This is a genomic window from Atopobiaceae bacterium, assembly GCA_022483015.1.
Lineage (GTDB): Bacteria > Actinomycetota > Coriobacteriia > Coriobacteriales > Atopobiaceae > JALCUE01.
The window spans coordinates 1,719,005-1,741,990 of the sequence record JAKVOB010000001.1 but is presented as its reverse complement, the minus strand read 5'-3'; the positions used below and the strand labels follow the sequence as shown (position 1 = coordinate 1,741,990).

The 22,986-nt window shown below is 65.9% G+C and carries 15 protein-coding genes and 2 pseudogenes; all 17 read left to right on the top strand.

The window, feature by feature from the left end:
- Positions 1-131: 131 nt before the first annotated feature.
- Complete coding sequence (locus tag LKE50_07470; protein ID MCH3968433.1) at positions 132-722, top strand: MarR family transcriptional regulator; 591 nt, start codon at positions 132-134, stop codon at positions 720-722.
- A complete protein-coding gene (locus tag LKE50_07465; GenBank protein ID MCH3968432.1) occupies positions 719-3,010 on the top strand; it encodes an ABC transporter ATP-binding protein/permease in 2,292 nt (763 codons plus the stop codon). The genes LKE50_07470 and LKE50_07465 overlap by 4 nt, the downstream gene beginning before the upstream one ends.
- Positions 3,010-4,848 carry an ABC transporter ATP-binding protein/permease gene (locus LKE50_07460; GenBank protein ID MCH3968431.1) on the top strand — a complete coding sequence of 613 codons (1,839 nt, stop codon included), beginning with the start codon at positions 3,010-3,012 and terminating at the stop codon, positions 4,846-4,848. Before LKE50_07465 ends, LKE50_07460 begins: the two co-directional genes overlap by 1 nt.
- Positions 4,849-4,947: 99 nt before the next feature.
- Positions 4,948-8,076: a hypothetical protein gene (locus LKE50_07455; GenBank protein ID MCH3968430.1), complete on the top strand. Its 3,129-nt coding sequence runs from the start codon at positions 4,948-4,950 to the stop codon at positions 8,074-8,076.
- A gap of 144 nt (positions 8,077-8,220) precedes the next feature.
- Entirely contained in the window at positions 8,221-8,565 is a 345-nt protein-coding gene (locus tag LKE50_07450; protein MCH3968429.1) for an Asp23/Gls24 family envelope stress response protein, read from the top strand.
- Positions 8,566-8,616: 51 nt separating this feature from the next.
- A pseudogene (locus LKE50_07445) lies at positions 8,617-10,355 on the top strand (DAK2 domain-containing protein).
- An 8-nt stretch (positions 10,356-10,363) separates the two neighbouring features.
- Entirely contained in the window at positions 10,364-12,529 is a 2,166-nt protein-coding gene (gene recG, locus LKE50_07440) for an ATP-dependent DNA helicase RecG (protein MCH3968428.1), read from the top strand.
- Positions 12,526-13,104 (top strand): 16S rRNA (guanine(966)-N(2))-methyltransferase RsmD, encoded by a 579-nt coding sequence (rsmD, locus tag LKE50_07435; GenBank protein MCH3968427.1) that lies wholly within the window; start codon positions 12,526-12,528, stop codon positions 13,102-13,104. The genes recG and rsmD overlap by 4 nt, the downstream gene beginning before the upstream one ends.
- Positions 13,101-13,613 carry a pantetheine-phosphate adenylyltransferase gene (gene coaD, locus LKE50_07430; protein ID MCH3968426.1) on the top strand — a complete coding sequence of 171 codons (513 nt, stop codon included), beginning with the start codon at positions 13,101-13,103 and terminating at the stop codon, positions 13,611-13,613. Before rsmD ends, coaD begins: the two co-directional genes overlap by 4 nt.
- A gap of 177 nt (positions 13,614-13,790) precedes the next feature.
- Positions 13,791-14,288: an ATPase gene (locus tag LKE50_07425; protein MCH3968425.1), complete on the top strand. Its 498-nt coding sequence runs from the start codon at positions 13,791-13,793 to the stop codon at positions 14,286-14,288.
- Positions 14,289-14,293: 5 nt separating this feature from the next.
- Entirely contained in the window at positions 14,294-14,866 is a 573-nt protein-coding gene (locus LKE50_07420) for a DUF177 domain-containing protein (protein ID MCH3968424.1), read from the top strand.
- 162 nt (positions 14,867-15,028) lie between these two features.
- The gene (rpmF, locus tag LKE50_07415) at positions 15,029-15,208 is read left to right on the top strand and encodes a 50S ribosomal protein L32 (protein MCH3968423.1); all 180 of its coding nucleotides are present in this window, start codon (positions 15,029-15,031) and stop codon (positions 15,206-15,208) included.
- A 75-nt stretch (positions 15,209-15,283) separates the two neighbouring features.
- Positions 15,284-16,264: a phosphate acyltransferase PlsX gene (plsX, locus tag LKE50_07410; GenBank protein ID MCH3968422.1), complete on the top strand. Its 981-nt coding sequence runs from the start codon at positions 15,284-15,286 to the stop codon at positions 16,262-16,264.
- A 78-nt stretch (positions 16,265-16,342) separates the two neighbouring features.
- Positions 16,343-17,110: a ribonuclease III gene (rnc, locus tag LKE50_07405; GenBank protein ID MCH3968421.1), complete on the top strand. Its 768-nt coding sequence runs from the start codon at positions 16,343-16,345 to the stop codon at positions 17,108-17,110.
- Positions 17,111-17,115: 5 nt separating this feature from the next.
- Positions 17,116-20,665 (top strand): annotated as a pseudogene (gene smc / locus LKE50_07400) (chromosome segregation protein SMC).
- Positions 20,665-21,561 (top strand): signal recognition particle-docking protein FtsY, encoded by an 897-nt coding sequence (gene ftsY, locus LKE50_07395; protein ID MCH3968420.1) that lies wholly within the window; start codon positions 20,665-20,667, stop codon positions 21,559-21,561. The pseudogene smc and the gene ftsY overlap by 1 nt, the downstream one beginning before the upstream one ends.
- 4 nt (positions 21,562-21,565) lie before the next feature.
- Positions 21,566-22,945 carry a signal recognition particle protein gene (ffh, locus tag LKE50_07390; protein MCH3968419.1) on the top strand — a complete coding sequence of 460 codons (1,380 nt, stop codon included), beginning with the start codon at positions 21,566-21,568 and terminating at the stop codon, positions 22,943-22,945.
- Positions 22,946-22,986 lie beyond the last annotated feature (41 nt).

Genomic DNA, 22,986 nt, shown 5'->3' with positions numbered 1-22,986 from the left:
AGACGCAACCCCTGGACCGCAGGATGTTGTGTGATCCGTGAACCAGTATGCCCCAAGTGGGGTTGCATCGGTGGTCTCATCGTTCTAGTCTTACCCCGTTAAAACTAAACCGGGTTAAGAATGGAGCTTGGATGAGCGAGGACCGAGATGCTGCGTCAGAGGGCGCATATGACCCGTTCCACCTCGAGGGACGTTCGTCAGCGGAGGTGGTCGACGGTTATGCGGCGGACATGGACGAGGCGCTCCGACCCTATGCGGTTCGGGCGGTCGACCTGCTCCGCGCCATGGCCCCTCTCAAGGGGATGACCATCTCCGACCTCCAGAACGGAGGCCGCGGTGCGATGGCGGCGCTCAGGTTCCTTGCCGAGGCGCCTGACCCCCTCACGCCCACGGACATCGCACGGCTCATGCAGGTGACCGGCGCGCGGGTGACGAGTGTGGTGACCACCCTCGAGGGCCGTGGGCTCGTGACGCGAGAGCATTCCTCCCAGGATCGCAGGCAGGTCGAGGTGGCCATCACCGCGGCCGGACGTGCCGCCGTCGAAGAGGTGAACGCAAGGATGCTCACGTGCATGTCGGGCTTCCTGGCCGAGCTTGGCGAGAAGGACTCCGCAGACCTCGTGCGCCTCCTGACCCGTTCGGCGCAGATCATGCATGCTCATCTCGAACAGGGGCGTCCCTCGGACCTTTGCGGCACGCCTGGAGAGGACGTGATCGCATGAGGTTCCTCCGCTTCTTCAAGGGCCATGTCCTGGCCGTCCTCGTGACCACGGTCCTGCTGATAGTCCAGGCGAACTGTGACCTGGCGCTTCCCAGCTACATGAGCGGCATCGTCGACGTGGGTATCCAACAGGGTGGCATCGCCTCGGCGGTGCCTGACACCATCCGCGCCCAGAGCCTCTCCGACCTCGAGCTCTTCATGTCTGCGGACGATGCCGGCACCGTCGAGGCCGCCTACGGGGCGCCTGATGCCAACGGCGTCCGCGCATACGTGGGCAGCCCCGCCGAAGCCGAGAAGGACAGCGCGCTCGCTGACGCCATGGGCCTCCCCGAGACGATCGTTCTCTCGCTCGAGCAAGGCGTCGACCAGTCGATGCTCGGCGGGGACTCGTCCTCGTCGGAAGCCCAGTCGAATGTGGCCGCGCTTGCCGCGACCCCGGAGGGGGCTGCCACGCTCGCGCAGCTCCAGCAGATCCTCGACAGCAACGACGGAAAGGTGGACATGGACTATGTCCGCCTGGCAGCTGAGGCCGGCCTTGTCACCAATGACCAGCTCACGAGTGCCGCGTCCTCGCTCGCCGACTCCATGGGCTCCATGAGCGGGTCGATCGTGGGCCAGCGTGCGGTCCAGTACGTGCAGCAGGAGTACACGGCCCAGGGCATCGACCTCGACGCCCTGCAGACGAGCTACCTCTCGTCGACGGCTGCCGTCATGTTCGGCTATTGCCTCGCGAGCCTCGTGGCAGCGGTGCTCGTGGGCCTCGTGGCGGCCCGCACGGGCGCGGCCATCGGCCGTGAGGTGCGCCATGCCACCTTTGCCAAGGTGATGCGCTTCTCGCCGGCCGAGGTCGGGAAGTACTCCCAGGCCTCGCTCATCACGCGTTGCACCAACGACGCCCAGCAGATCCAGACCGTCGTGGTCATGATCATGCGCATGGTCATCCTCGCACCGATCACCGGCATCGTCGCCTTGGTCCGCGTGCTCGCCACCCATACGGGCCTCGAGTGGACCATCGGGGTCGCCCTGATCGTGGTGTGTGCCGCCATGGGCCTGCTCTTCGGCTTCACGATGCCCAAGTTCAAGATGATGCAGCGTCTGGTGGACCGCGTGAACCTCAATGCCCGCGAGATGCTCGACGGCCTCATGCCCATCCGTTCCTTCGGCCGCCAGTCGGCCGAGCTCGACAAGTTCGACGCGGCCTCGACCGACCTCATGGACACGCAGCTCTTCACCAACCGCGCCATGTCGCTCGCGATGCCGATCATGATGCTCGTGATGAACGGCATCACGGTCCTCATCGTCTGGTTCGGTGCGCATGGCGTGAACGACGGCGTCATGCAGGTGGGCGACATGATGGCCTTCATCTCGTACACGATGCAGATCGTGATGAGCTTCATGATCCTGGCCATGGTCGCCGTCATGCTGCCGAGGGCCTCGGTCGCGGCCGACCGCGTGTGCGAGGTGCTCGACGAGCCGCTCTCGATCACCGACCCCGTGCAGCCCTCTACGCCAGGTGCCGATGCGCCGCGTGGCGAGGTGGTCTTCGATGACGTCTCCTTCCGTTATCCTGACGCCGATGCGGATGTCATCGAGCACGTCTCGCTGCGTACGGCCCCCGGGAGGACCACGGCGATCATCGGATCGACTGGCTCGGGAAAGTCCACGCTCGTGCAGCTCATCCCTCGTCTCTACGATGTCACGGCGGGTTCGGTCACCATGGACGGCATCGATGTGCGCAAGATGACGCTCGCCGACCTCCGCGGCCGCATCGGCTATGTGCCCCAGCAGGGCCTGCTCTTCGCAGGTACGGTGGGGTCCAACATCCGCTACGGACGTGACGACATCACCGAGAGGGACGCGCGGGCTGCCGCCGACACGGCTCAGGCCAGCGAGTTCGTCTCGCAGATGGACGGTGGGCTCGAGGCGGACATCTCACAGCGCGGCGCCAACGTCTCGGGTGGGCAGCGTCAGAGGCTCTGCATCGCCCGCGCGCTCGCGGTCCATCCTGAGGTGCTCGTCTTCGACGACTCGTTCTCTGCCCTCGACTATGCCACCGACGCCCATCTGCGCGAGGCCCTCGCCACCGAGGCGTCGGACGTCGCCGTCGTGGTCGTGGCGCAACGCATCTCGTCGATCATGCATGCCGACGAGATCCTCGTCCTCGACGAGGGCGTGGTCGTCGGCCGTGGCACCCACAGGGATCTCCTGCGCACCTGTCCCACCTACCTCGAGATCGCGACGAGCCAGCTCTCTGCATGCGAGCTCGGTCTGGAAGGAGGTGAGGCATGATGGCGACCAAGACGCAGGCCAGGAAGCCCGTCTCGGGCGGCGGCATCCGCATGTACACGGAGCGTCCCAAGGACTTCAAGGGAACCATCGGCAAGCTCCTTCACTACATCGGCCGCCACAAGGTCGCGCTCGCCTTCGCGATAGCCTTCGCGGTGGCGTCCGTGGTCTTCAACGTCGTGGGGCCCAAGGTCCTGGGACAGGCCACGACCAAGCTCTATGAGGGCCTCGTCGCCCGCGTCCAGGGCACCGGCGAGGTCGACTTCGCCGGCATAGCCGAGATTCTCGTGTTCCTGCTCGGCCTCTACCTCACGAGCGCGGCCTGCCAGTTCGTGCAGGGCTGGCTCATGGTGGGGGTGACCCAGCGTGTGTGCTATCGCATGCGCAAGCAGATCGCCGAGAAGATCAGCGTGGTCCCCATGAGCTACTTCGAGGACCATTCCAAGGGCGACGTCCTCTCGCGCATCACGAATGATGTCGATACGCTGGGGATGTCGCTCAACCAGAGCGTGACGCAGCTCATCACCTCGGTGACGCAGGTCATAGGCGTGTGCGTCATGATGCTCTCGATCTCGTTGCCTCTCACGGGGGTGACCCTGCTCACGCTACCCGTCTCCATCGTCATCGTGGGTTGCGTCGTGCACTTCTCGCAGCGCTTCTTCCGCGAGCAGCAGGCCGTGCTGGGCGAGGTAAACGGACGCATCGAGGAGGACTTCGCCGGCCAGGACGTGATCCAGGTGTTCGACCGTGGCGACAAGGCGGTCGAGGAGTTCGATGACGCCAACGGGAGGCTCTTCGACTCCGCATGGAAGAGCCAGTTCCTCTCGGGCCTCATGCAGCCGCTGATGACGCTCGTAGGCAACATGGGCTACGTGGGCGTCGTGGTCGTAGGCGCGCAGCTCGCCATCGCGGGCTCGATCCAGCCCGGCGACATCCAGTCGTTCATCCAGTACGTTCGCAACTTCACGATGCCCATCCAGCAGCTCGCGAACGTCTCGAACATGCTGCAGATGATGGCGGCGGCCGCCGAGCGTGTGTTCCAGTTCCTCGACGCCCCCGAGGAGTCAGAGCCGGAGAGCCCGGTCGAGGTGGCCATGGACGGGCGGCATGGTGCCGTGAGCTTCGACCACGTGCGCTTCGGCTACCTTCCCGACAAGACCATCATCCACGACTTCACGTGCGATGTGGAGCCGGGCCGCACCGTGGCCATCGTGGGGCCCACGGGCGCCGGCAAGACCACCCTCATGAAGCTCATGCTCCGCTTCTATGACGTCTCGGACGGCACCCTTGAGGTCGAGGGCCATGACGTGCGCGACTGGGATCGTGCTGACCTGCGTGACGACTTCGCCATGGTGCTGCAGGACACCTGGCTCTTCCGTGGCACCATCCGTGAGAACATCAGGTATGGCAGGCTCGAGGCGACGGACGCGGAGGTCGAGGCGGCTGCCAAGGCTGCCCACTGCGACCACTTCATCCATACGCTCGCGGGCGGCTACGACTTCCAGATCAACGAGGAGGGCACCAACCTCAGCCAGGGCCAGCGCCAGCTCGTGACCATCGCCCGGGCCATCCTGGCGGACCGGCCCATCCTCATCCTCGACGAGGCCACGTCGAACGTGGACACCCGCACCGAGGAGGTCATCCAGCACGCCATGGACCGGCTCATGGAGGGACGCACGAGCTTCGTGATCGCGCACCGGCTCTCGACCATCCGCGACGCCGACCAGATCCTGGTGCTGCGCGACGGCGACGTCGTCGAGACGGGCACGCATGAGGAGCTGCTCGCGGCGGGTGGGTTCTATGCCGGGCTCTACAACTCGCAGTTCGAGGACTGCGACTAGGGGGCGGCCGAGCGTCTTCGAATACCGTTCAGCGGAGAAGAACCGCTGGTCGGCGCGTCGACGAGCGTGAAATGATACCCTCTTCCTGAAGGGGGTATCATGCGTCGACTGCGCCTCATAGCGTGCCTCATGGTCGTCGGCCTCGCCGGTCTGCTTTCGCTGTCGCTGGTCCCTGGTGCGGTCGATGCCATCGCTGCGGAGACGTCGGCCGCCACCTCGGCATTCACGAACGCGGCGGCATCGGTCACGGGGGTGTCGTCAGCCTCCACGGGTGGGGTCGCCCCAACGACGAGCGCTGCCACGGATGCCACGTCATCGACGACCGCTGCTGCCAGTACTGCGGCGGCAACGGCATCCACGGCGGGTGATGCCGAGGCGTCGGTGTTGTCCGTCGAGGACGACGAGGAGATCCAGCCCATGGCGACCGCCGTCTGCCAGATCATGCGGTCGGGTGCCGTCTATGCGTCGTACGACACGCTTGCGGCGGCCATGGCCGCGGTCCAGGACGGCGACACCGTCGAGATGCTGGTCGCAAGCTATGCCGTTGACTCGCAGGTCACCGTTCCCGCCAAGACCGTCACCCTGACCACGGCCTCGAGCGTGGGATCCGTGTGCACCTTCTATCGAAACTATTCCGGCAACAGCCTCATCGCGACCACGTCGGGCACGAACCTCACCATGACCAACGTGACGGTCGACGGGGACAGGGCTGGCACGCTCTCGGGGAGTGCGAGGTCCTCGAGTGCGAATGGCGGTCTTGTCTCCGTCACGTCTGCCTCCACATTTGTCATGGGCTCAGGCTGTACGTTGCAGAACTCGTATGCAACTGCACAGGGCGGGGCCGTCTATCTGGATTCGCGGTCGACCATGACCATGGTCGATGGCTCGTTGGGGCAGAACTGTCTCTCCACTGGTCACGGTGGCTTCTTGTTCCAGAAGACGGGATCATCCTTCACTGCGACAGGCGGCGCCCTGAATGATAACGGGAACACGGCGAGCTATCTCCAGTCCGGTGGCGCCATCATGCAAGATCCTGCTTCGGGCACATCTAACATAACCACCACCCTCACGGGTACCTTCAGCGCAACGGGCAACTATACGACTGCGAACGGTTCCTTCATACATGGTGCCTATACCTCTTCTTGCACCATCATCATCAGCGGGTCTGCGAGCATCACGGGTAACAAGAACTATGAGACAGCCTACGCAGGCGGTGCGATCTATCCCTATGGTGCCACGGTCCAGCTCTCTGGCTCGCCCACGGTGACGGGGAACTCGAACACCTCCTCCTCCACCACCATGAACATCTATGCTGCCAACACGTCGAAGGTCAAGGTGACCGGGGACCTCGCCGGTGGCGAGGTCGGCATCTATGTCGGTACTGATGCTATGAAGGACTCTGGTGAGCAGTTCGCGACCTCGACCGCCACGGCCACGACCGTGTCTGGCCTCTACCATCTCACCAACGACCTCACCACAGGTCTGGTCGGTCTCCCTGGTACCGGTACGGCCGTCGTGTGGGGTGACGGCACCTGCCAGATCATCCGCAGCGGCGCCCTCCAAGGGTTCTATGCGACCCTCGCCCAAGCCTGTGCGGCGGCCGAGGCCGGGGATACCATCGAGGTCTATAAGAGCCATGTCGTCGACTCCACGGCCACGCTCGCGTCCTCGGCAAGTGGCGTCACCATCAAGACGGCACCTACGGGCACGCCCACGGCGACGGGGGCCCATGTCTTCGTGCCGGCGACGGGGGAGACCACGACCGCCGCGGTCGCGCGTGCGAGCTCGCTCACCACTACCGCGCTGCTCAAGACGGATGCTGCCGGCACCACTGTGGACAACCTCGTCGTCTCGGGCGGCGGGGTGAGCTCCTCCGCGCCCTGTGTGACCTCCACGGTCGGCCTTGCGCTCAAGAACGTGACGGTCTCGGGTTGCGTGAACACGTCGGGGACCGGTGCGGTCGACGTCGCCTCTGGCGAGTTCACGGTCAACGGGACGGTCTCCATCACCGGCAACACCAACGCCTCGGGTAATCCCAACAACGTCTTCATCGCCACGGCTGCGGGCGTCGTGGGCATCGGCGACATGCTCTCAAGCTCGAGCATCGGCGTGACGGTGTCCTCCGCTGCCGAGCACGTCGCCTTCCACGACTTCGCGAAGGCCTCGACGGAGGCCCTGGCCACGGCTGCCGTGGGCCAGTTCTCCGACGACCGCGTCCCCTCGCTCACGATCGGGGCCAATGCCACCGTGGCGAGCGTGAGCCATAGCACCTACCTCTACTTCGAGCCACCCACGGCCTTCTCGTTCACGAAGGTCTCAGCCGATGATGCCACGGACGGGCTCTCGGGTGCGACCTTCTCCGTCTATCAGTACATCGGCTCGGGAACGCCTGACACATCCACGTACGTGGACTTCTCGGGAACGGTACCCACCGGCTGGCAGCTTGTGAATAGCTACACGAGCGTCACCGACGGCGTCGTCAAGACCGAGGACCTGCCCGACGGCTACTTCCGCATCGTGGAGACAGCGGCTCCCACCTACTATGCCTGCCCGACAGGTCAATGGCAGGTCAAGGTCGACTCGACGGCGGCCGATCCTGGCAAGTTCACGTTCACCACCATCAAGAACGGTGCCATAGCCACGCCTGACTTCAACGTCGCCGCTGACGGCACGATTACGCTCCCGAACAATCGCTCTGACGGTGGGCTCACCATCTCCAACACGACGGTCGGCGACTATGCGGACCTCACGAAGGCATTCGAGTATGAGGTGTCCCTTCCTACGGGCACCTACACAGGTACCATCTATGATGCCGGTGGGATCCCGACGGGTGCGATGCTCTCGTTCGACGAGAGGGGCGCTTCGCAGTTTAAGCTTTCGGGTGGCCAGTACGTGATCATTGATGGAATGGCTGCCGGGGCCCAGTATTCCGTCACGTGCTATGACCCTGCGGCCTCGTACGATGGTTCGGGGACCACTTACACGTCGACGGCTGTGGTAGGCGGCAAAGGTACCGGTACGCCGGTGTCGGACATCGAGAACAAGCTGTCGGTCACGAGTACGGCGCCTGCCGGCATGACCACGGTGGCTGTCACCAACACGAGGGCATCCGTCCCGGTCACCGGTGTGAATGTCGGTGCGACCTCCCCATGGCTGCTCCTTGGCGGCATCGCCGTGGGTGGGGCGGCCGCCCTCCTGCTGGCGCGAAGGCTCTCCAGGCGCGCATAGCCCGTTGTCTGTGGTACCGGCCCCGGCCGCGACCCGCCGCGCTTTGCGTGGTCCCCATGCCATCGTCTCGGGGCTGCGTTATACTTCATAGGCTATTAGCTCATCTATGGCGCCGGGTGTGCTCGCCCGGCGAGAGGAGACCAGATGTCAAAGGCCATTCCCGGAACCCTCAAGGTGTCTAACGAGTGCATCGCCGACCTCGCCGGCTATGCGGCTCTCGAGTGCTATGGCGTCGTCGGTATGGCCGTCACCGACGCGCAGGACGGCATCACGCGCCTGCTCACGCTTGCCAGCCTCCGTAAGGGCATCAAGGTCGTGAACGACGACGGTCACCTCACGGTGGACCTCCACGTCGTGGTGGAGCAGGGCGTCAACATGGCGTCCGTCTGCGACAACCTCAAGAGCGCCGTCCGCTTCACGCTCAAGGAGATCGCCGAGCTCGGCGATTGCGACGTCATCGTCCATATCGAGGGACTCAGGACCCGCTAGGCAGCGCGGTACCCCACCTTCGGCCATCACCTGAAATCGGAGATTCCATCCATGATTTCCAACACCATTCGCACCTGCTTCCCCGTGGCCGCCAAGGCCGTCGCGGACAAGGCCTCAGACATCAACAAGCTGAACGTCTTCCCGGTCCCTGACGGCGACACCGGCACCAACATGTCGCTCACCCTGGGCACCGTGGTGAAGGAGGTCGAGGCGCTCCCCACCGGCGCCTCCATGTCAGACGTCGCCGCCGCCATCACCCACGGCTCGCTCATGGGTGCCCGCGGCAACTCCGGTGTCATCACGAGCCAGATACTGCGTGGCGTGGCCGAGGGGCTGGTCGACGCCAAGGGGGAGCATGCCACCACCGCGGATGTCGCCCATGCGTTGCGCCGCGGCGTCAAGGTCGCGTTCAAGGCGGTCCGCAAGCCCGTCGAGGGGACCATCCTCACAGGTGCTCCGCGACGTCTCCACCTGTGCCGATGCCTGTGAGGCCGAGCACATGGAGGTTCCCGAGTGCCTCGAGGCGCTCGTCGTGGAGGCCTACGAGTCCGTCGCCCGCACGCCCTGACCTGCTTCCCGTCCTGAAGGAGAACGGCGTCGTGGACTCCGGCGCCTACGGCATCGCGACGTTCCTCGAGGCCTTCGTGAACGCGTACCTGGGACACGAGGGAGAGATGACCGAGTTCAAGACCACCATAGACGAGCCTGCCGTGACCTCGAACGAAGCTGCCAAGGCCGGTGCCGAGAGCAAGGTCGCCATCGAGCTCAACGAGGACTGGGCGGGCTCCGAGTATCGCTATTGCACCGAGTTCCTCTTCCACGCCGACTCCGCCGACTTCGACGAGGAGGCTGCCCTCTCGTTCCTCTCGTCCATGGGCGACTGCGAGCTGCTGGTGGGCACCAACCCCGACTACAAGATCCACGTCCACTCAAACGAGCCCGACGAGGTACTGCACCACATGCTCGAGCTCGGCCAGATCTTCGAGGTCTTCATCCATAACATGGACCTCGAGGCGGCGGACCGCACGGCTGGCATCGCGGCCGACCAGGCTGCCAAGGCCGATGATCCCAACGCCTCCGATACGGCTGAGCCTGCTGCCCCGCAGGTCTCGTCCGAGCCGCCCAAGCCTCTGGGTTTCGTGGCTGTCGCTGCAGGTGCCGGCGAGGCCGACATCCTCCGCTCCCTGGGGGTCGACTACGTCGTGTCCGGCGGACAGACCATGAACCCCTCCACGGCCGACATCCTTGCCGCCATCGAGAAGGTCAACGCCGAGCGCGTCATCGTCCTGCCCGACAACGGCAACATCCGCATGGCGGCCGAGGCGGCCGCGAACGCCTGTGACGGGCGCGAGGTCGCGGTCGTCCCCACCAAGACGGTGCCGCAGGCCTTCGCGGCCATGTTCGTGGTGGACGCCGATGCCTCCCTCGACGAGAACGTCGCCGAGATGTGCGATGCCATCGGTGAGATCCGCGACGGAGAGGTGACCACGGCCGTCCGTGACTCGGCGGCGGCGGATGGTACCCCCATCCACGACGGCGACGTCATGGGCATCGAAGGCGGCAAGATCACCGTGGTAGGCAGTGACGTGCAGCAGGTGACGCTTGACGTCATCCATGGCATGCAGGAGCAGGAGGAGGGCGATACCCTCACGATCCTCGCCGGGTCGGACCTCGATGACGGTGCCTTCAAGGCCCTCTGTGACGCCATCCAGGAGGCCGAGCCTGACCTCGAGATCGACTCGCATCGTGGCGAGCAGCCCCTCTATCCCGTGGTCTTCTCCATCGAGTAGGGGGAGTCGTGGCACAAGGCCATCTTCCCACGATAGGTGCGGCCGCAGACCGCCCCGGGCGAACGGCATCGCTTGCCGACGGCGTGGGGCGGCTGCGCTATGTGTCGGCCGCCCGCGAGGCGGCACTTGCCCGCCTGGGCATCCGCACCGTGCGTGACCTGCTCCTGCATGTCCCGAGGCGCTACCTCGACTTCACGAGCACGAGTCCCGTCGAGCTGGCCGCCGTGGGACAGGACGCGACCGTGGTGGCCCGCGTGGACAAGGTCACCGTCAAACGCCCACGTCCCCGCATGCAGATCGTCGAGCTCTACGTGATCGACGAGACGGGGGTACTGCAGGCGACGTTCTTCAAGCAGCCCTGGATCGCTGACCAGGTCCATGTCGGTGACATGGTGGCCCTCTCGGGCAAGGTCACCTTCGGGTATGGCTTCAAGCAGATGAAGGCCCCGTTCTATGAGGTGCTCGGCTCTGCGGACGATGCGAGCTCCTACCAGAGGGTCCTTCCCGTGCATGCGGTGGGGGAGGGAATCACCTGCGCCTGGATGCGGAGGATCGTGTCGGCAGCGCTGGCGGACGAGGGCGACGTCTGTGACTGGCTCCCGTCTGCGCTCGTGTGCCGCCACTCGCTCATGACGCGCGCTCGCGCCCTGAGGCAGATCCACTTCCCGGCAAGCCTCGACGAGGCGGAGCAGGCCCGCAGGCGCCTCGCCTACGACGAGCTCCTCTCGCTCCAGCTGACACTCCTCTCCCGCCGTGACCTCGACCTTGCGGGTGTGGTCCCCACGGCCCACGTCACGGATGGCCCCTGCCTGCGGGCGCTCGTCTCGTCGCTCCCATGGTCGCTCACGGAGGAGCAGCAGCAGGCCACCGATGAGGTCCTTGCCGACATGGCGGCTCGCCGCGTGATGAACCGCATCCTCCTGGGCGACGTCGGCACCGGCAAGACCGCCGTCGCCGCCATCGCCTGCGCCGCCGTCGCGGACACCGCGACGCAGGCGGCCGTGATGGCACCGACCTCGGTGCTGGCGCGCCAGTATGCCCAGAAGGTCGGGCCGCTCCTCGATGCTGCCGGCATCCGTTGGGCGCTCATCACCGGGGCCACGCCTGCGGACGAGCGCGCGGCCTCGACGGCCGGGATCGCCTCCGGGGAGGTGAGCGTCACCTTCGGCACCACGGCGCTCCTCTCTGGTGACGTCGCGTTCAAGCATCTCACGCTCGTGGTCGTGGACGAGCAGCATCGCTTCGGCGTCGACCAGCGAGCGGCCCTGCGCGAGAAGGGCGCTGGTGCTGACATGCTCACGATGACGGCGACGCCCATCCCGCGGACGCTGGCCCTCTCGGTCTATGGGGACCTTGACTGCTCGAGGATCAGGCACAGACCACGCGCCGGTGCTGGCATCTCGACCTCCGTGGTCACCCCCGAGAACGTTGACCTCGCCTACTCGGCCATCCGTGCCGCTGCCGAGGCAGGGCATCAGGCCTACGTGGTCTGTCCGCTGGTCGATGACACGGACACAGGCGACGACCTCGACGACGTGCCCGAGGCGGACGTGGTCACGGGAGGGCATCCCCGCTCGGCGGTGGCGACCGCCGAGAAGCTCACCCGTGTGTTCCCCGACCTCACCGTCGAGCTCCTCCACGGGCGCATGTCCGCCGCCGAGAAGGACGACGTCATGGGACGCTTCCATGCCGGCACGATCGACGTCCTCGTGTGCACCACGGTGATAGAGGTGGGCGTTGACGTGCCGAACGCCACGGTCATGCTCATATGGGACGCCGACCGCTTCGGCCTGGCGACGCTCCACCAGCTCAGGGGCCGTGTGGGTCGCGGCGACGTCTCGGGTCGGGTCTTCCTTGCGAGCGCCGCCCGCAAGGGGTCGCCGGCGCGCTCGCGCCTCTCGGCCCTCGAGGCCACCTCGGACGGCCTCGAGCTCGCCGAGCTCGACCTCAAGCTGAGGCGCGAGGGAGAGGTGCTGGGATATCGCCAGTCGGGTGGGGTGACGCTCATGCTCGTGGACCTTGCGGCCGACGTCGACCTCGTGGAGGCGGCGCATTCCGATGCCGCTGAGGTCCTGGGTCATGACCCTGAGCTCAAGGATGCCGGGCATCGCTGCATGGCGCTCGAGGCACGTGACAGGTTCGGAGCCTACTTCGAGGAGGTCAGAGGCGCATGAGGATTGTCGGCGGCATCTGGAGGGGGCGTCCCCTCGAGGCTCCTGACGGGCGCGGTGTGACGCGCCCGACCACGGACCGTGTTCGCGAGGCCCTCGCCTCCATGGTGCTCTCGGCCATGGACCTGGACCTGGCCGGCGCCTCGGTCCTCGATGCCTTCGCCGGCTCGGGCGCCCTCGGCCTCGAGCTCCTGAGCAGGGGGGCCGCCCATGCCACCTTCTGCGACCAGGACCGCGGTGCCCAGGCGCGCGTTCGTCGAAACGTCGCGTCCATGGGGGCAGCGTCCAGCCAGGTCTCGGTCGTGGCGGGCGACGTGATGAGGCTGGCACAGGGCAGGCTGCCCGGCGCCCCCTTCGACGTCGTGCTTCTCGACCCCCCCTATGCTACGGACGCGGGGGTGGTGAGCGATCTGGTGAGGAGCCTCCACGGGAGCGGCTCCCTGGCGCCTGGGGCGGTCGTGGGCTACGAGCGGGCATCATCGGCGCCATCGCTCGATTCGGATGTCGGGCGGCTGCTCAAGCAGAAGCGCTATGGTCAGACGGCAGTGGACCTCTTGAGGATCGGGGAGCGAGCATGACAGGCTGCGACATCGAGCACGTGGTGGTCCCGGGGACGTTCGACCCCATCACCTATGGCCACATCGACGTGGTCCGCAGGGCCCGCCGCTTCTGTCCCAAGGTCACCGTGGGGGTGGCAGCCTCGCTTGCCAAGCATGGGAGCGGGCCTGCGTTCCCGCTCGAGGAGCGTGTCGAGATGGCGCGTCAGGCCCTTGCTGCAGAGGGCGTGGTCGATGGCGTGGACGTGATTCCCTTCACGGGGCTCCTCGTCGACTTCTGCCGCGAGGTGGAGGCGTCTGCGGTGGTCAAGGGCCTTCGAGCCACCACCGACTTCGAGTACGAGCTCCAGCAGGCGGATCTCAACAGCCGCATGGCGCCGGACATCGAGAGCATCTTCGTCATGAGCGCACCGGAGTACGGCTATGTCTCGTCGTCGATCGTCCGCGAGCTCGCCGGGTTCGGGTCCGACGTGAGCCTGCTGGTGCCACCCTGCGTGGCGCGTCACCTCACGGCGCACTTCGCGTCCTGAGATGGGCGGCGCCTGTTTGCGGGGCCCGCGTGGCCGTTCCTTGTCAGCAAGGGACCATCCGCGCAGCTACACCGAGAATCTGGTAGGATATTTCGAGAAATTGTGCGTACGGGGTGTGCCCGTACGCGGTGACTGCGGGTCGTCATGTCTATGTCCGCACCATGAAAGGAGCCTTACATGCAGCCAGGTGAGGAGATAGAGGCCATCGTCGACGACCTCGAGCAGATGATCACCGATGCCAAGTCGCCGCTCACGGGTGGTGGCCAGAAGAAGATCGTCGATGCCCAGGACGTCTATGAGTACCTCGACGAGATTCGCCGCGTCTTCCCGCAGGAGTTCCAGGACGCGCGTCGAGTCATGAAGGAGCAGGAGGAGCTTCTCGCCCATGCGCAGCAGCAGGCTGACTCCATCATCGCCGACGCCCAGCAGCAGGCCATGATCCTCGCCTCCGACCAGGAGGTCGTGCGCCTTGCCCAGCAGCAGGCCGACGACATCCGTGACCAGGCCCAGCAGTACGAGCGCGACACCCGCTACAATGCCGAGGAGTACGCCGAGAACGTGCTGGGGCAGCTCGAGGAGAACCTCAAGTCCATCACGGGCTCCGTCTCACGCTGCCGTCAGACCCTGGTAGAGAACTCCTCCTCCTCTGCCGACACGAGCGCGGCGGCCTGGTAGGACACATGGATCCCATCATCGTCCACATAGACGATCGCCTTGCCAACGCTGGCGACACCGTCCCGTGCAAGGGACACATCGCCCAGGAGGGCTACTCGCTGGGGGAGCATGACTTCTCCCTCCCCTCCGGCGTCGACTATGACCTCATGCTCACCAACGCCGGTGAGGGGATCCTGGTCACGGGCCTGCTCACGGCCCACGTGGAGGGCACCTGCGACCGCTGCCTCGAGGCTGCGTGCTTCGACGTGGCCGGCGAGGTCGACGAGTACTACCTGTACGAGGCCCCTGCCGAGGAGGACCAGGGCGACGACGAGGACGATGTGGACTTCTCGCTCGTCCTCGATGACGATACGATCGACCTCACGGACGCGCTCACGAGCGCGCTTCTCATGGAGACCCCCTTCGTCGTCCTCTGCACCCCCGACTGCAAGGGCCTGTGTCCCACCTGTGGGGCCAACCTCAACGAGGGGGATTGTGGGTGCGCTGCCAAGGCGGCGGCAGAGCCTGACCCGGCAAGTCCCTTTGCCGTCCTCAAGGACTTCGATGTCACCGATGACGTCCCACCTGCGGGCGAGTAGGCCCTCGGTCTGATGCATCCACTCGTGTCCTGCTCGTGAATCAATGACGGATGTGGCACTTCCCCCTGTGCGTCCACCAGGTCTTGTGGTACCATTCCATCTCGTGTGAATCGGTTAGTCCGCCCCACCGGGGCGTCCGTGAAGAGCGCTAGGAGAATCAACATGGCAGTACCTAAACAGAAGAAGGGCCGCGGCGCCACGCATACCCGCCGTTCCGCCAACAGCAAGCTCGACGCTCCCGCACGTTCCACGTGCCCGCAGTGTGGTGCCGTCAAGCTGCCGCACCACGTGTGCCCGAACTGTGGCTACTACAAGGACCGCGAGGTCATCGTTACCGAGTAGCCCTCATGTGCTTGATCGGTCGGGAGGCCGGCCCTCATCCGGGGGTCGGCCTCCTTTCTATGACGGGAGAGGATCATGACCACCATCTGCGTTGATGCCATGGGCGGCGACGAGGAGCCCGGTGTCGTATGCCAGGGCATCGCCTCCGCCCTCGCCGCCGATGATGACCTCACGGTGCTGGTGGCTGGCACCGACGAGGTCGTCACCCCGTTCTGCGAGAGGAACGACCGCGCGCAGGCCCTCACCTGCACGGAGGTCATCGGCATGGGCGAGCACCCGACCCAGGCCGTGCGCTCCAAGCGCGACTCGTCCATCGTCCGCGGCTGCAAGGCCGTCCGTGAGGGTGCGGCCGAGGCGTTCTTCTCGGCTGGCTCGACGGGCGCCATCCTTGCCGCTGGCACCCTTGGCATCGGACGTATCAAGGGAATCGGGAGGCCTGCCCTGGCGACGGCGCTCCCAGGCCTGGACGGCCACGAGACGGTCGTCACCGACATCGGGGCCAACGCCGACTGCACTCCCGAGCAGATCGTGCAGTTCGCGCGCATGGGCGCTGCCTATGCGACCCTCGCGCTCGGATGCGACGCGCCCAAGGTCGGCCTGCTCTCCAACGGGAGCGAAGAAACGAAGGGTAATGCCGCGACGCTTGGCTACCACGAGGCGCTCGCGGCCAAGCTTCCCTCCTTCGTGGGCAACGCAGAGGGGAGTGATCTGCTCCTGGGCTCCTTCGACGTCATCGTGGGTGACGGCTTCACGGTCAACTGCGCCATCAAGGCCATCGAGGGCTGCGCGAAGTACATATCTCATGAGCTCAAGGTGGCGGCGCATGCCAGCGTCAAGGTGGGCCTGGGCGGCATGCTCGTGAAGCCCGCCATCAAGGGCGTCGCGGCGTCGCTGTCAGGCGACGTCTACGGCGGGGCCAACCTCCTCGGTCTCAAGGCCCCCGTCCTCGTGGGCCACGGCGCCACGAGCGTGGAGGCCATCAGGAACGGCACGTTGGCCGCTGCGACCGCCGTCCGCGGCGACCTCGTGGGAAAGCTCACCGAGGCCTGCGCCTAGGGCGCGTGGCAGGTACAATCAGTACGTATCGCAACAGATAACGTCATGCGGCGTCATGCGTCGCCCAAGGGAGCCAACTTGTCAGCACCAACGACCACAGACGAGAAGATCGCTCGTGTCGAGCGCATCTGTGATCACAACTTCGCCAGCCGTCGTCTCATCACCTCCGCGCTCACGCACCCGTCCGCAGCTGAGGGAGAGCACATCTCGGCGTGCTATGAGCGCCTCGAGTTCCTCGGTGACTCCATCCTGGGAGCCATCGTCGCCACGCGCCTGTTCGAGCGCTTCCCCGACATGGACGAGGGCAAGCTCACGCGTCTCAAGATCAGCCTGGTCTCGGGCGGGATGCTCTCTGAGGTCGCCGGCGAGCTTGGCATAGGGGAGTGCATCGTCTTCGGTGAGTCCGAGTTGGGGACCGGCGCGCGCGGACTGCACTCCGCCCTCGAGAACGTCTACGAGTCCGTGGTCGGGGCGCTCTACCTCGATGGCGGCTATGAGGTCACCGACGCCTTCGTGACACGCACCTTGGGGCCGCACATCTCGGCTGACGTCGCCTCGCATGCGTTGAACGCGAAGTCCCGCCTGCAGGAGATCACGCAGCGGGACCTGCGTTGCGCCCCCGTCTACAAGCTCGTGGGCGAGGAGGGGCCGGCGCATGCGCCGACCTTCACCTCGGTGGTCCTTCTCGACGGCTGCCGCATGGGGCGTGGGGTCGGCTCATCCAAGAAGGAGGCCGAGTCGCTCGCGGCCCAGGATGCCATCGAGCGGCTGGACGCCGAGTCGGGCGTGGCCCATGGCTCGAGGCTCGCCGAGGCCGCAGGCGACCCATCCCGCGGGGAGGCATAGGGCCCATGTACCTCAAGTCGTTCACCCTCAAGGGGTTCAAGTCCTTTGCGGACCGCACGCACATGGTCTTCGACCCTGGTCTCACGGTGGTCGTGGGACCCAACGGCAGCGGCAAGTCGAACATCTCGGACGCCATCCTCTGGGTCCTCGGCGAGCAGAGTGCGAAGATGCTGCGCGGAGCGGCCATGGAGGACGTGATCTTTGCCGGTTCCTCCGCCCGTAAGCCTGTGGGGCTGGCCGAGGTCACCCTCGTGCTCGACAACTCCGACCGCACGCTTCCCGTGGACTTCTCCGATGTGGCCATCACGCGGAGGATGTACCGTTCTGGGGAGTCCGAGTATCTCATCAACGACTCGCCGGCCCGACTCATGGACATCCAGGACATCCTGCACGACTCCGGTCTTGGCAAGGACACCCACTCCATCATCTCCCAGGGCAAGCTCGACTCGATCCTTGCAAGCCGTCCTGAGGAGCGCAGGGCCCTCATCGAGGAGGCCGCTGGCATCTCGAAGCACCGTCGGCGCAAGGAGCGGTCCGAGCGGAAGCTCGCCTCGATGGATGCGAGCCTCGTACGTGCCAAGGACGTCTCGCGTGAGATCTCGCGCCAGCTCCGCCCGCTCGAGCGTCAGGTCGACAGGGCCAAGCAGTACAACGACATCGACTCCCGTCTCTCGGAGCTCACCTGCATCCTCGCGGTCGATGACCTGCGACAGCTCCAGGGACAGTGGAAGGGCCTGGAGGCCTCTGGCAAGGAGGCCTCGGCTGAGGTCGAGATGGCGCGCTATCGCCTGCAGGAGAAGCAGGCAGAGCTCGAGAAGCTCCAGTCGATGCTCGAGCAGAAGGGCCTCTTCGTCGGCGACCTCGGAGAGCAGCGCCGCAGGTGCCAGTCGTCTCTCGGCCGTATCGAGAGCGACATGCGCCTCCTGGAGGAGAAGGGCCACAACATGGTGGACCGCCTCTCGGACATGCGCATGACGGTCTCGACCGTCGAGAAGCAGCGCCGTGACCTCATCGAGGAGGAGGGTCGCGTCGCGACCGAGCTCTCGTCGGTGCGTGTCGAGTCCAAGCGGCTCGAGGACGACCTGGCGGTGCTCGAGCCCGCGGCCAAGGCCGCCCGTGACGCGCGGTCGGAGGCCGACGAGGCCTCGACCAAGCTCACGGCCGAGCTCAGGAGCGCCCAGAGGTCCGCCGACGAGGCTACGCTGGCGCATGCCAAGCTCAAGGACCAGATCTCGTCTGCCGAGGTCGAGGATGCCATGTTCGAGAGTCGAATCCGCCAGGTGGACGAGACGATCTCGGTAGCCCAGGAGGCGCTTGCAGAACGCTCGGAGCGTGCCAAGAAGACAGGCTGACGCCATGGGCGAGGCCCAGACGGCCGTCGACTCTGGCGCCGGCCGCACGAAGGCCGCGGAGACGGCGCTATCCGAGGCCCGTACGGCCGAGGACGCCGCACGCACCACGTTCAGCGATGCCAAGGCTTCGCTTGCCGCGCTCTCCTCCGTGGTGAAGGCTGCCGAGGCATCGAGCCCCCTCGTGGCGGGCCTCATGGAGGACGACGCGGTGTCGTCCAAGGTCGAGTGCCGGCTGGCTGACCTCATCGAGGTGCCCGACGACCTTCGCGTCGTCGTGGAACGGCTGCTCGGGGATGACCTCAATGCGTTGGTCGTCGCCGGGTCGCCAGAGGTCGCCGCCGTGGCTGGGGCTGCGCTCGGCGCATCCTCGGTCACAGGTCGTGCCACCATCGTGTCGCGTGGGCAGGCGGCCCCCTCCCACATACCCCTCTGCGACGTCGGACGTCCGCTCGTGGACTCCCTCACGGTCCATGAGGGAGCCGAGGGGCTCGTGGCGTCGCTTCTTGGCGACGTTCGCGTGGTGGACTCCATCGGTCGAGCCGTCTCCGCCCATGCCACCGACCCGGTGTTCACCTATGTCACGCCAGAGGGTGCCACGGTGCTTCCTGACGGGCGCACCTATGTCGGGCAGGCCGATGCCGCGGAGGCAGGTGCCCTCGAGCGCAAGGCTCGCGTGCGCAGCCTCGAGGCCGAGCTCCCGGAGCTCGAGCAGACGTTTGCCAAGGCCACCTCCGCGGTCGGGGACGCATCGTCCGCACTCTCGGATGCGCGCTCTGCCGCAGCCGAGGCCGCCCGTAACCTCTCTCGGCTCAAGGGCGAGGCGGACTCGCTCGCCTCTGAGGTCGGGCGTCTCACCGAGCAGGTGAGCCGTGCCACCGACGAGCGCGCCGATCTCCAACGCCACCGCGAGGAGGTGTGCGCCAAGGCCGACGAGGCGAAGCCGCGCCTGGCTGAGCTCAAGGAGAAGGCCGAGACCGCGGGCCAGACCGCGGCCGAGCTGCTCCATCGCATCGATGAGGCAGGGGACTCGCGCGAGGCCGCCGCCAAGGCTGATGCCGAGGCCGCGTCCGCACTCTCGGATGCGAGGCTCAAGGCTGCGACCGCCACGGAGCGAGGGCATCACCTCGAGGTCAGGACCACCGAGCTCGCGAAGCGCCATGCCGACCTCGATGCACGTCGGGATGCGGCACTCGATGGGAGCAGGTCGCTCGAGGTCCTCCGCCTGAGGGTGGATCCCCTCCATGAGCGCTACCAGGCACTCCAGGAGTGTGCCGTGGCCTGGGCGAGCCGCCTCAAGGACAGGAGCCGTCTTGCCGAGGCAGACTCTTCCTCGCTCAAGCAGACCATCGCTGACGCCCGTCAGCAGGTGACGGACGCGAACTCCGCCTTGGAGACGGCGACGACCGCCCAAGCCGATGCGAAGGTCGCCTCAGGTAAGCTCGAGGTCCAGGTCGAGGAGGCCATCAAGAAGATCACGGCCGATGGGACCCATGTACTCGACGAGGCCCTCACGCTTCCCGCGCCGGACGACCGGGCGGCAACCGAGCGCGAGGTCGCCAAGCTCAGGCGCCAGCTGGAGGGGATCGGTCCTGTCAACCAGGTCGCCATGGACGAGTATGACCGGCTCAAGGAGCGTGCGGACTACATCGAAGAGCAGCTTCGCGACCTCACGGCGGCCCGTTCCGCGCTCACCAAGATCATGAGCGCCATCGACCGCAAGATGCGCCGCCAGTTCGTCACCACGTACGAGACGGTGAATGCCAACTTCCAGGAGATCTTTGGGATGCTCTTCCCGGGAGGGCAGGCGCATCTCGAGATGCTCGACCCTGACCATCCCGATGACACGGGAATCGAGGTCGTCGCCCAGCCGCGTGGCAAGCGCATCTCAAAGATGACGCTCATGAGCGGTGGCGAGAAGTCCCTCACGGCCCTGGCCCTGCTCTTCGCGGTCTACCGTACGCGTACGGTGCCGTTCTACGTCTTCGACGAGGTCGAGGCCGCGCTCGACGACTCGAACCTCGACAAGCTCCTGGGTGCGATCGAGCAGCTCAAGGAGACGACGCAGCTCATCGTCATCTCTCACCAGCGTCGCACGATGGAGCAGGCCGACGTCCTGTATGGTGTCTCCATGCAGGCCGACGGTGTCAGCCATGTGGTCTCGCAGCGCCTTGACCACGAGACCGGAAAGGTGGTCGATGCCTGATGGGGCTGAAGGACAGCCTGAAGCGTGGCCTCAAGCGCTCGCGTGAGGCCCTTAACGAGGTCTTCTACCTTGGTGGCGAGGTCGATGAGGACTTCTGGGAGGACCTCGAGGACACCCTGGTCATGGGTGACATGGGGCCAGAGGTCTCCATGAGCGTCACCGATGACCTCCGGGAGCAGGCCGCGCGTGAGAACCTCAAGACGGCAGACCAGCTCCAGGAGGCCCTTGCGGTCCGTCTGGCCGACGTCTTCCCCGTGGTCGAGCGTGACCCCTTCTCGGACCTACCCAGCTGCGTGCTCTTCGTCGGCATCAACGGCGCCGGTAAGACCACGACGGTCGGCAAGCTTGCCGCGGCTGCGGAGGCCTCTGGCACGACGACCCTCATTGGTGGGGCAGATACCTTCCGTGCTGCCGCCATCGAGCAGTTGGAGGTATGGGGCCAGCGTGGGGGCGTCGACGTCATCACCCGCGAGCGAGGGGCCGACCCTGCCAGCGTCTGCTATGACGTTCTCGAGGAGGCCGAGAGGCGTGATGCGGAGCTCGTGCTCGTAGACACGGCCGGTCGCCTCCATACGAGCCCCGAGCTCATGCGCGAGCTCGCCAAGGTGGTCGCGGTCACGCGGAAGCGCAGCACCATGCCCGTCTCGGTGGTGCTCGTGATTGATGCCACCACCGGTCAGAACGGCCTTGTCCAGGCGCAGGAGTTCAACGATGCCCTCGACATCGACGGCCTCATCGTCACCAAGCTCGACGGCACCGCCAAGGGCGGCATTGCCGTGAGGATCTCCTCCGAGCTCAAGCTCCCCATCTATCGGATCGGGGTCGGCGAGGCCGTGGGAGACTTCCAGGAGTTCGTTCCGCTCGACTTCACCCGTGCGCTCGTAGGGGAGCAGTGATCACGTGTTCAACAGCCTTTCCGATCGCCTGCAGGACACCTTTGACAAGCTCAAGGGCAAGGGCAAGCTCACAGAGGACGATATCAACGTCGCCATGCGAGAGATCCGCATGGCCCTGCTCGAGGCCGACGTCAACTTCAAGGTCGTCAAGAAGTTCGTGGCTACCTGCAAGGAGCGGTGCCTCACGGCTGACGTCCTCGACTCGCTCACGCCTGCCCAGAACGTGGTCAAGGTGGTGCTCGACGAGCTGACCGAGCTGCTGGGGTCCACCGACTCCAAGCTCGTCCTCGCTCCCAACCGCACCCCCAACGTGATCATGCTCGTCGGCCTCCAGGGCTCGGGCAAGACCACCGCCGCAGCCAAGCTTGCCTACCTCCTCAAGCACCAGGGGAGAAGCCCCTTGCTGGCTGCCTGCGACACGCACCGCCCCGCTGCTGCCGACCAGCTCGAGACCTTGGGCACGGAGATCGGTGTGCCTGTGTATCGCGGCGACGGCAAGGATGCCGTGAAGGTAGCCTCCGAGTCGATCCATCAGGCTGTCGAGCACCTCAATGACATCGTCATCGTCGACACGGCCGGACGTCTCCAGATCGACGAGGAGATGATGCAGGAGGCCGTCGACATCAAGCATGCGGTGAAGCCTGACCAGGTGCTCATGGTGGTCGATGCCATGACGGGCCAGGACATCGTGAACGTGGTGAGCGAGTTCTCCGAGCGCACCGACTTCGACGGCGTCATCATGTCGAAGCTCGACGGCGACGCCCGCGGTGGTGGCGCACTCTCCGTACGCGAGGTGACCGGCAAGCCTATCAAGTTCGTCTCGATGGGCGAGAAGCCCGACAGCCTCGAGGTGTTCCATCCTGACCGCATGGCCAAGCGCATCCTCGGCATGGGCGACGTGGTGGGCATCATCGAGCAGGCCCAGGCGAACGTCGACGAGCAGCAGGCCATGGATGCCGAGCGGATGCTCCGTGAGGGCTTCACCATGGACGACATGCTCTCGCAGATGCAGTCCATCAGGAAGATGGGTGGACTCTCGAAGATCATCTCGATGTTGCCGAACGGTGAGCGGATGATGCAACAGTCTGGTGCCAACGTGGACGAGAGCCAGCTCACGCGCATCGAGGCGATGATCAGGTCGATGACCTCCGAGGAACGTGCGAAGCCCAAGACCATCAACGGTCAGCGCAGGGCGCGCATCGCACGTGGTTCCGGCCGGAGCGTGCAGGAGGTCAACCAGCTGCTCAAGCAGTGGGGCGAGATGAACAAGATGATGGGCAAGATGCGAGGCATGGCCCAGGGCGGCAAGGGGAGCAAGCGCCAGATGCGTCAGATGATGCAGCAGATGGGCATGGGTGGCGGCGCGAACGGGCTCCCATTCTGATCTGCTTGGAGCCCCCGATCGTCTTGGCAGATGACAAAGGC

Bases quoted from the DNA above. Each gene is read 5' to 3' on its own strand.
- LKE50_07470 (MCH3968433.1), top strand. From the start codon at position 132: ATGAGCGAGGACCGAGATGCTGCGTCAGAGGGCGCATATGACCCGTTC.
- LKE50_07465 (MCH3968432.1), top strand. From the start codon at position 719: ATGAGGTTCCTCCGCTTCTTCAAGGGCCATGTCCTGGCCGTCCTCGTG.
- LKE50_07460 (MCH3968431.1), top strand. From the start codon at position 3,010: ATGGCGACCAAGACGCAGGCCAGGAAGCCCGTCTCGGGCGGCGGCATC.
- LKE50_07455 (MCH3968430.1), top strand. From the start codon at position 4,948: ATGCGTCGACTGCGCCTCATAGCGTGCCTCATGGTCGTCGGCCTCGCC.
- LKE50_07450 (MCH3968429.1), top strand. From the start codon at position 8,221: ATGTCAAAGGCCATTCCCGGAACCCTCAAGGTGTCTAACGAGTGCATC.
- rsmD (MCH3968427.1), top strand. From the start codon at position 12,526: ATGAGGATTGTCGGCGGCATCTGGAGGGGGCGTCCCCTCGAGGCTCCT.
- coaD (MCH3968426.1), top strand. From the start codon at position 13,101: ATGACAGGCTGCGACATCGAGCACGTGGTGGTCCCGGGGACGTTCGAC.
- LKE50_07425 (MCH3968425.1), top strand. From the start codon at position 13,791: ATGCAGCCAGGTGAGGAGATAGAGGCCATCGTCGACGACCTCGAGCAG.
- LKE50_07420 (MCH3968424.1), top strand. From the start codon at position 14,294: ATGGATCCCATCATCGTCCACATAGACGATCGCCTTGCCAACGCTGGC.
- rpmF (MCH3968423.1), top strand. From the start codon at position 15,029: ATGGCAGTACCTAAACAGAAGAAGGGCCGCGGCGCCACGCATACCCGC.
- plsX (MCH3968422.1), top strand. From the start codon at position 15,284: ATGACCACCATCTGCGTTGATGCCATGGGCGGCGACGAGGAGCCCGGT.
- ftsY (MCH3968420.1), top strand. From the start codon at position 20,665: ATGGGGCTGAAGGACAGCCTGAAGCGTGGCCTCAAGCGCTCGCGTGAG.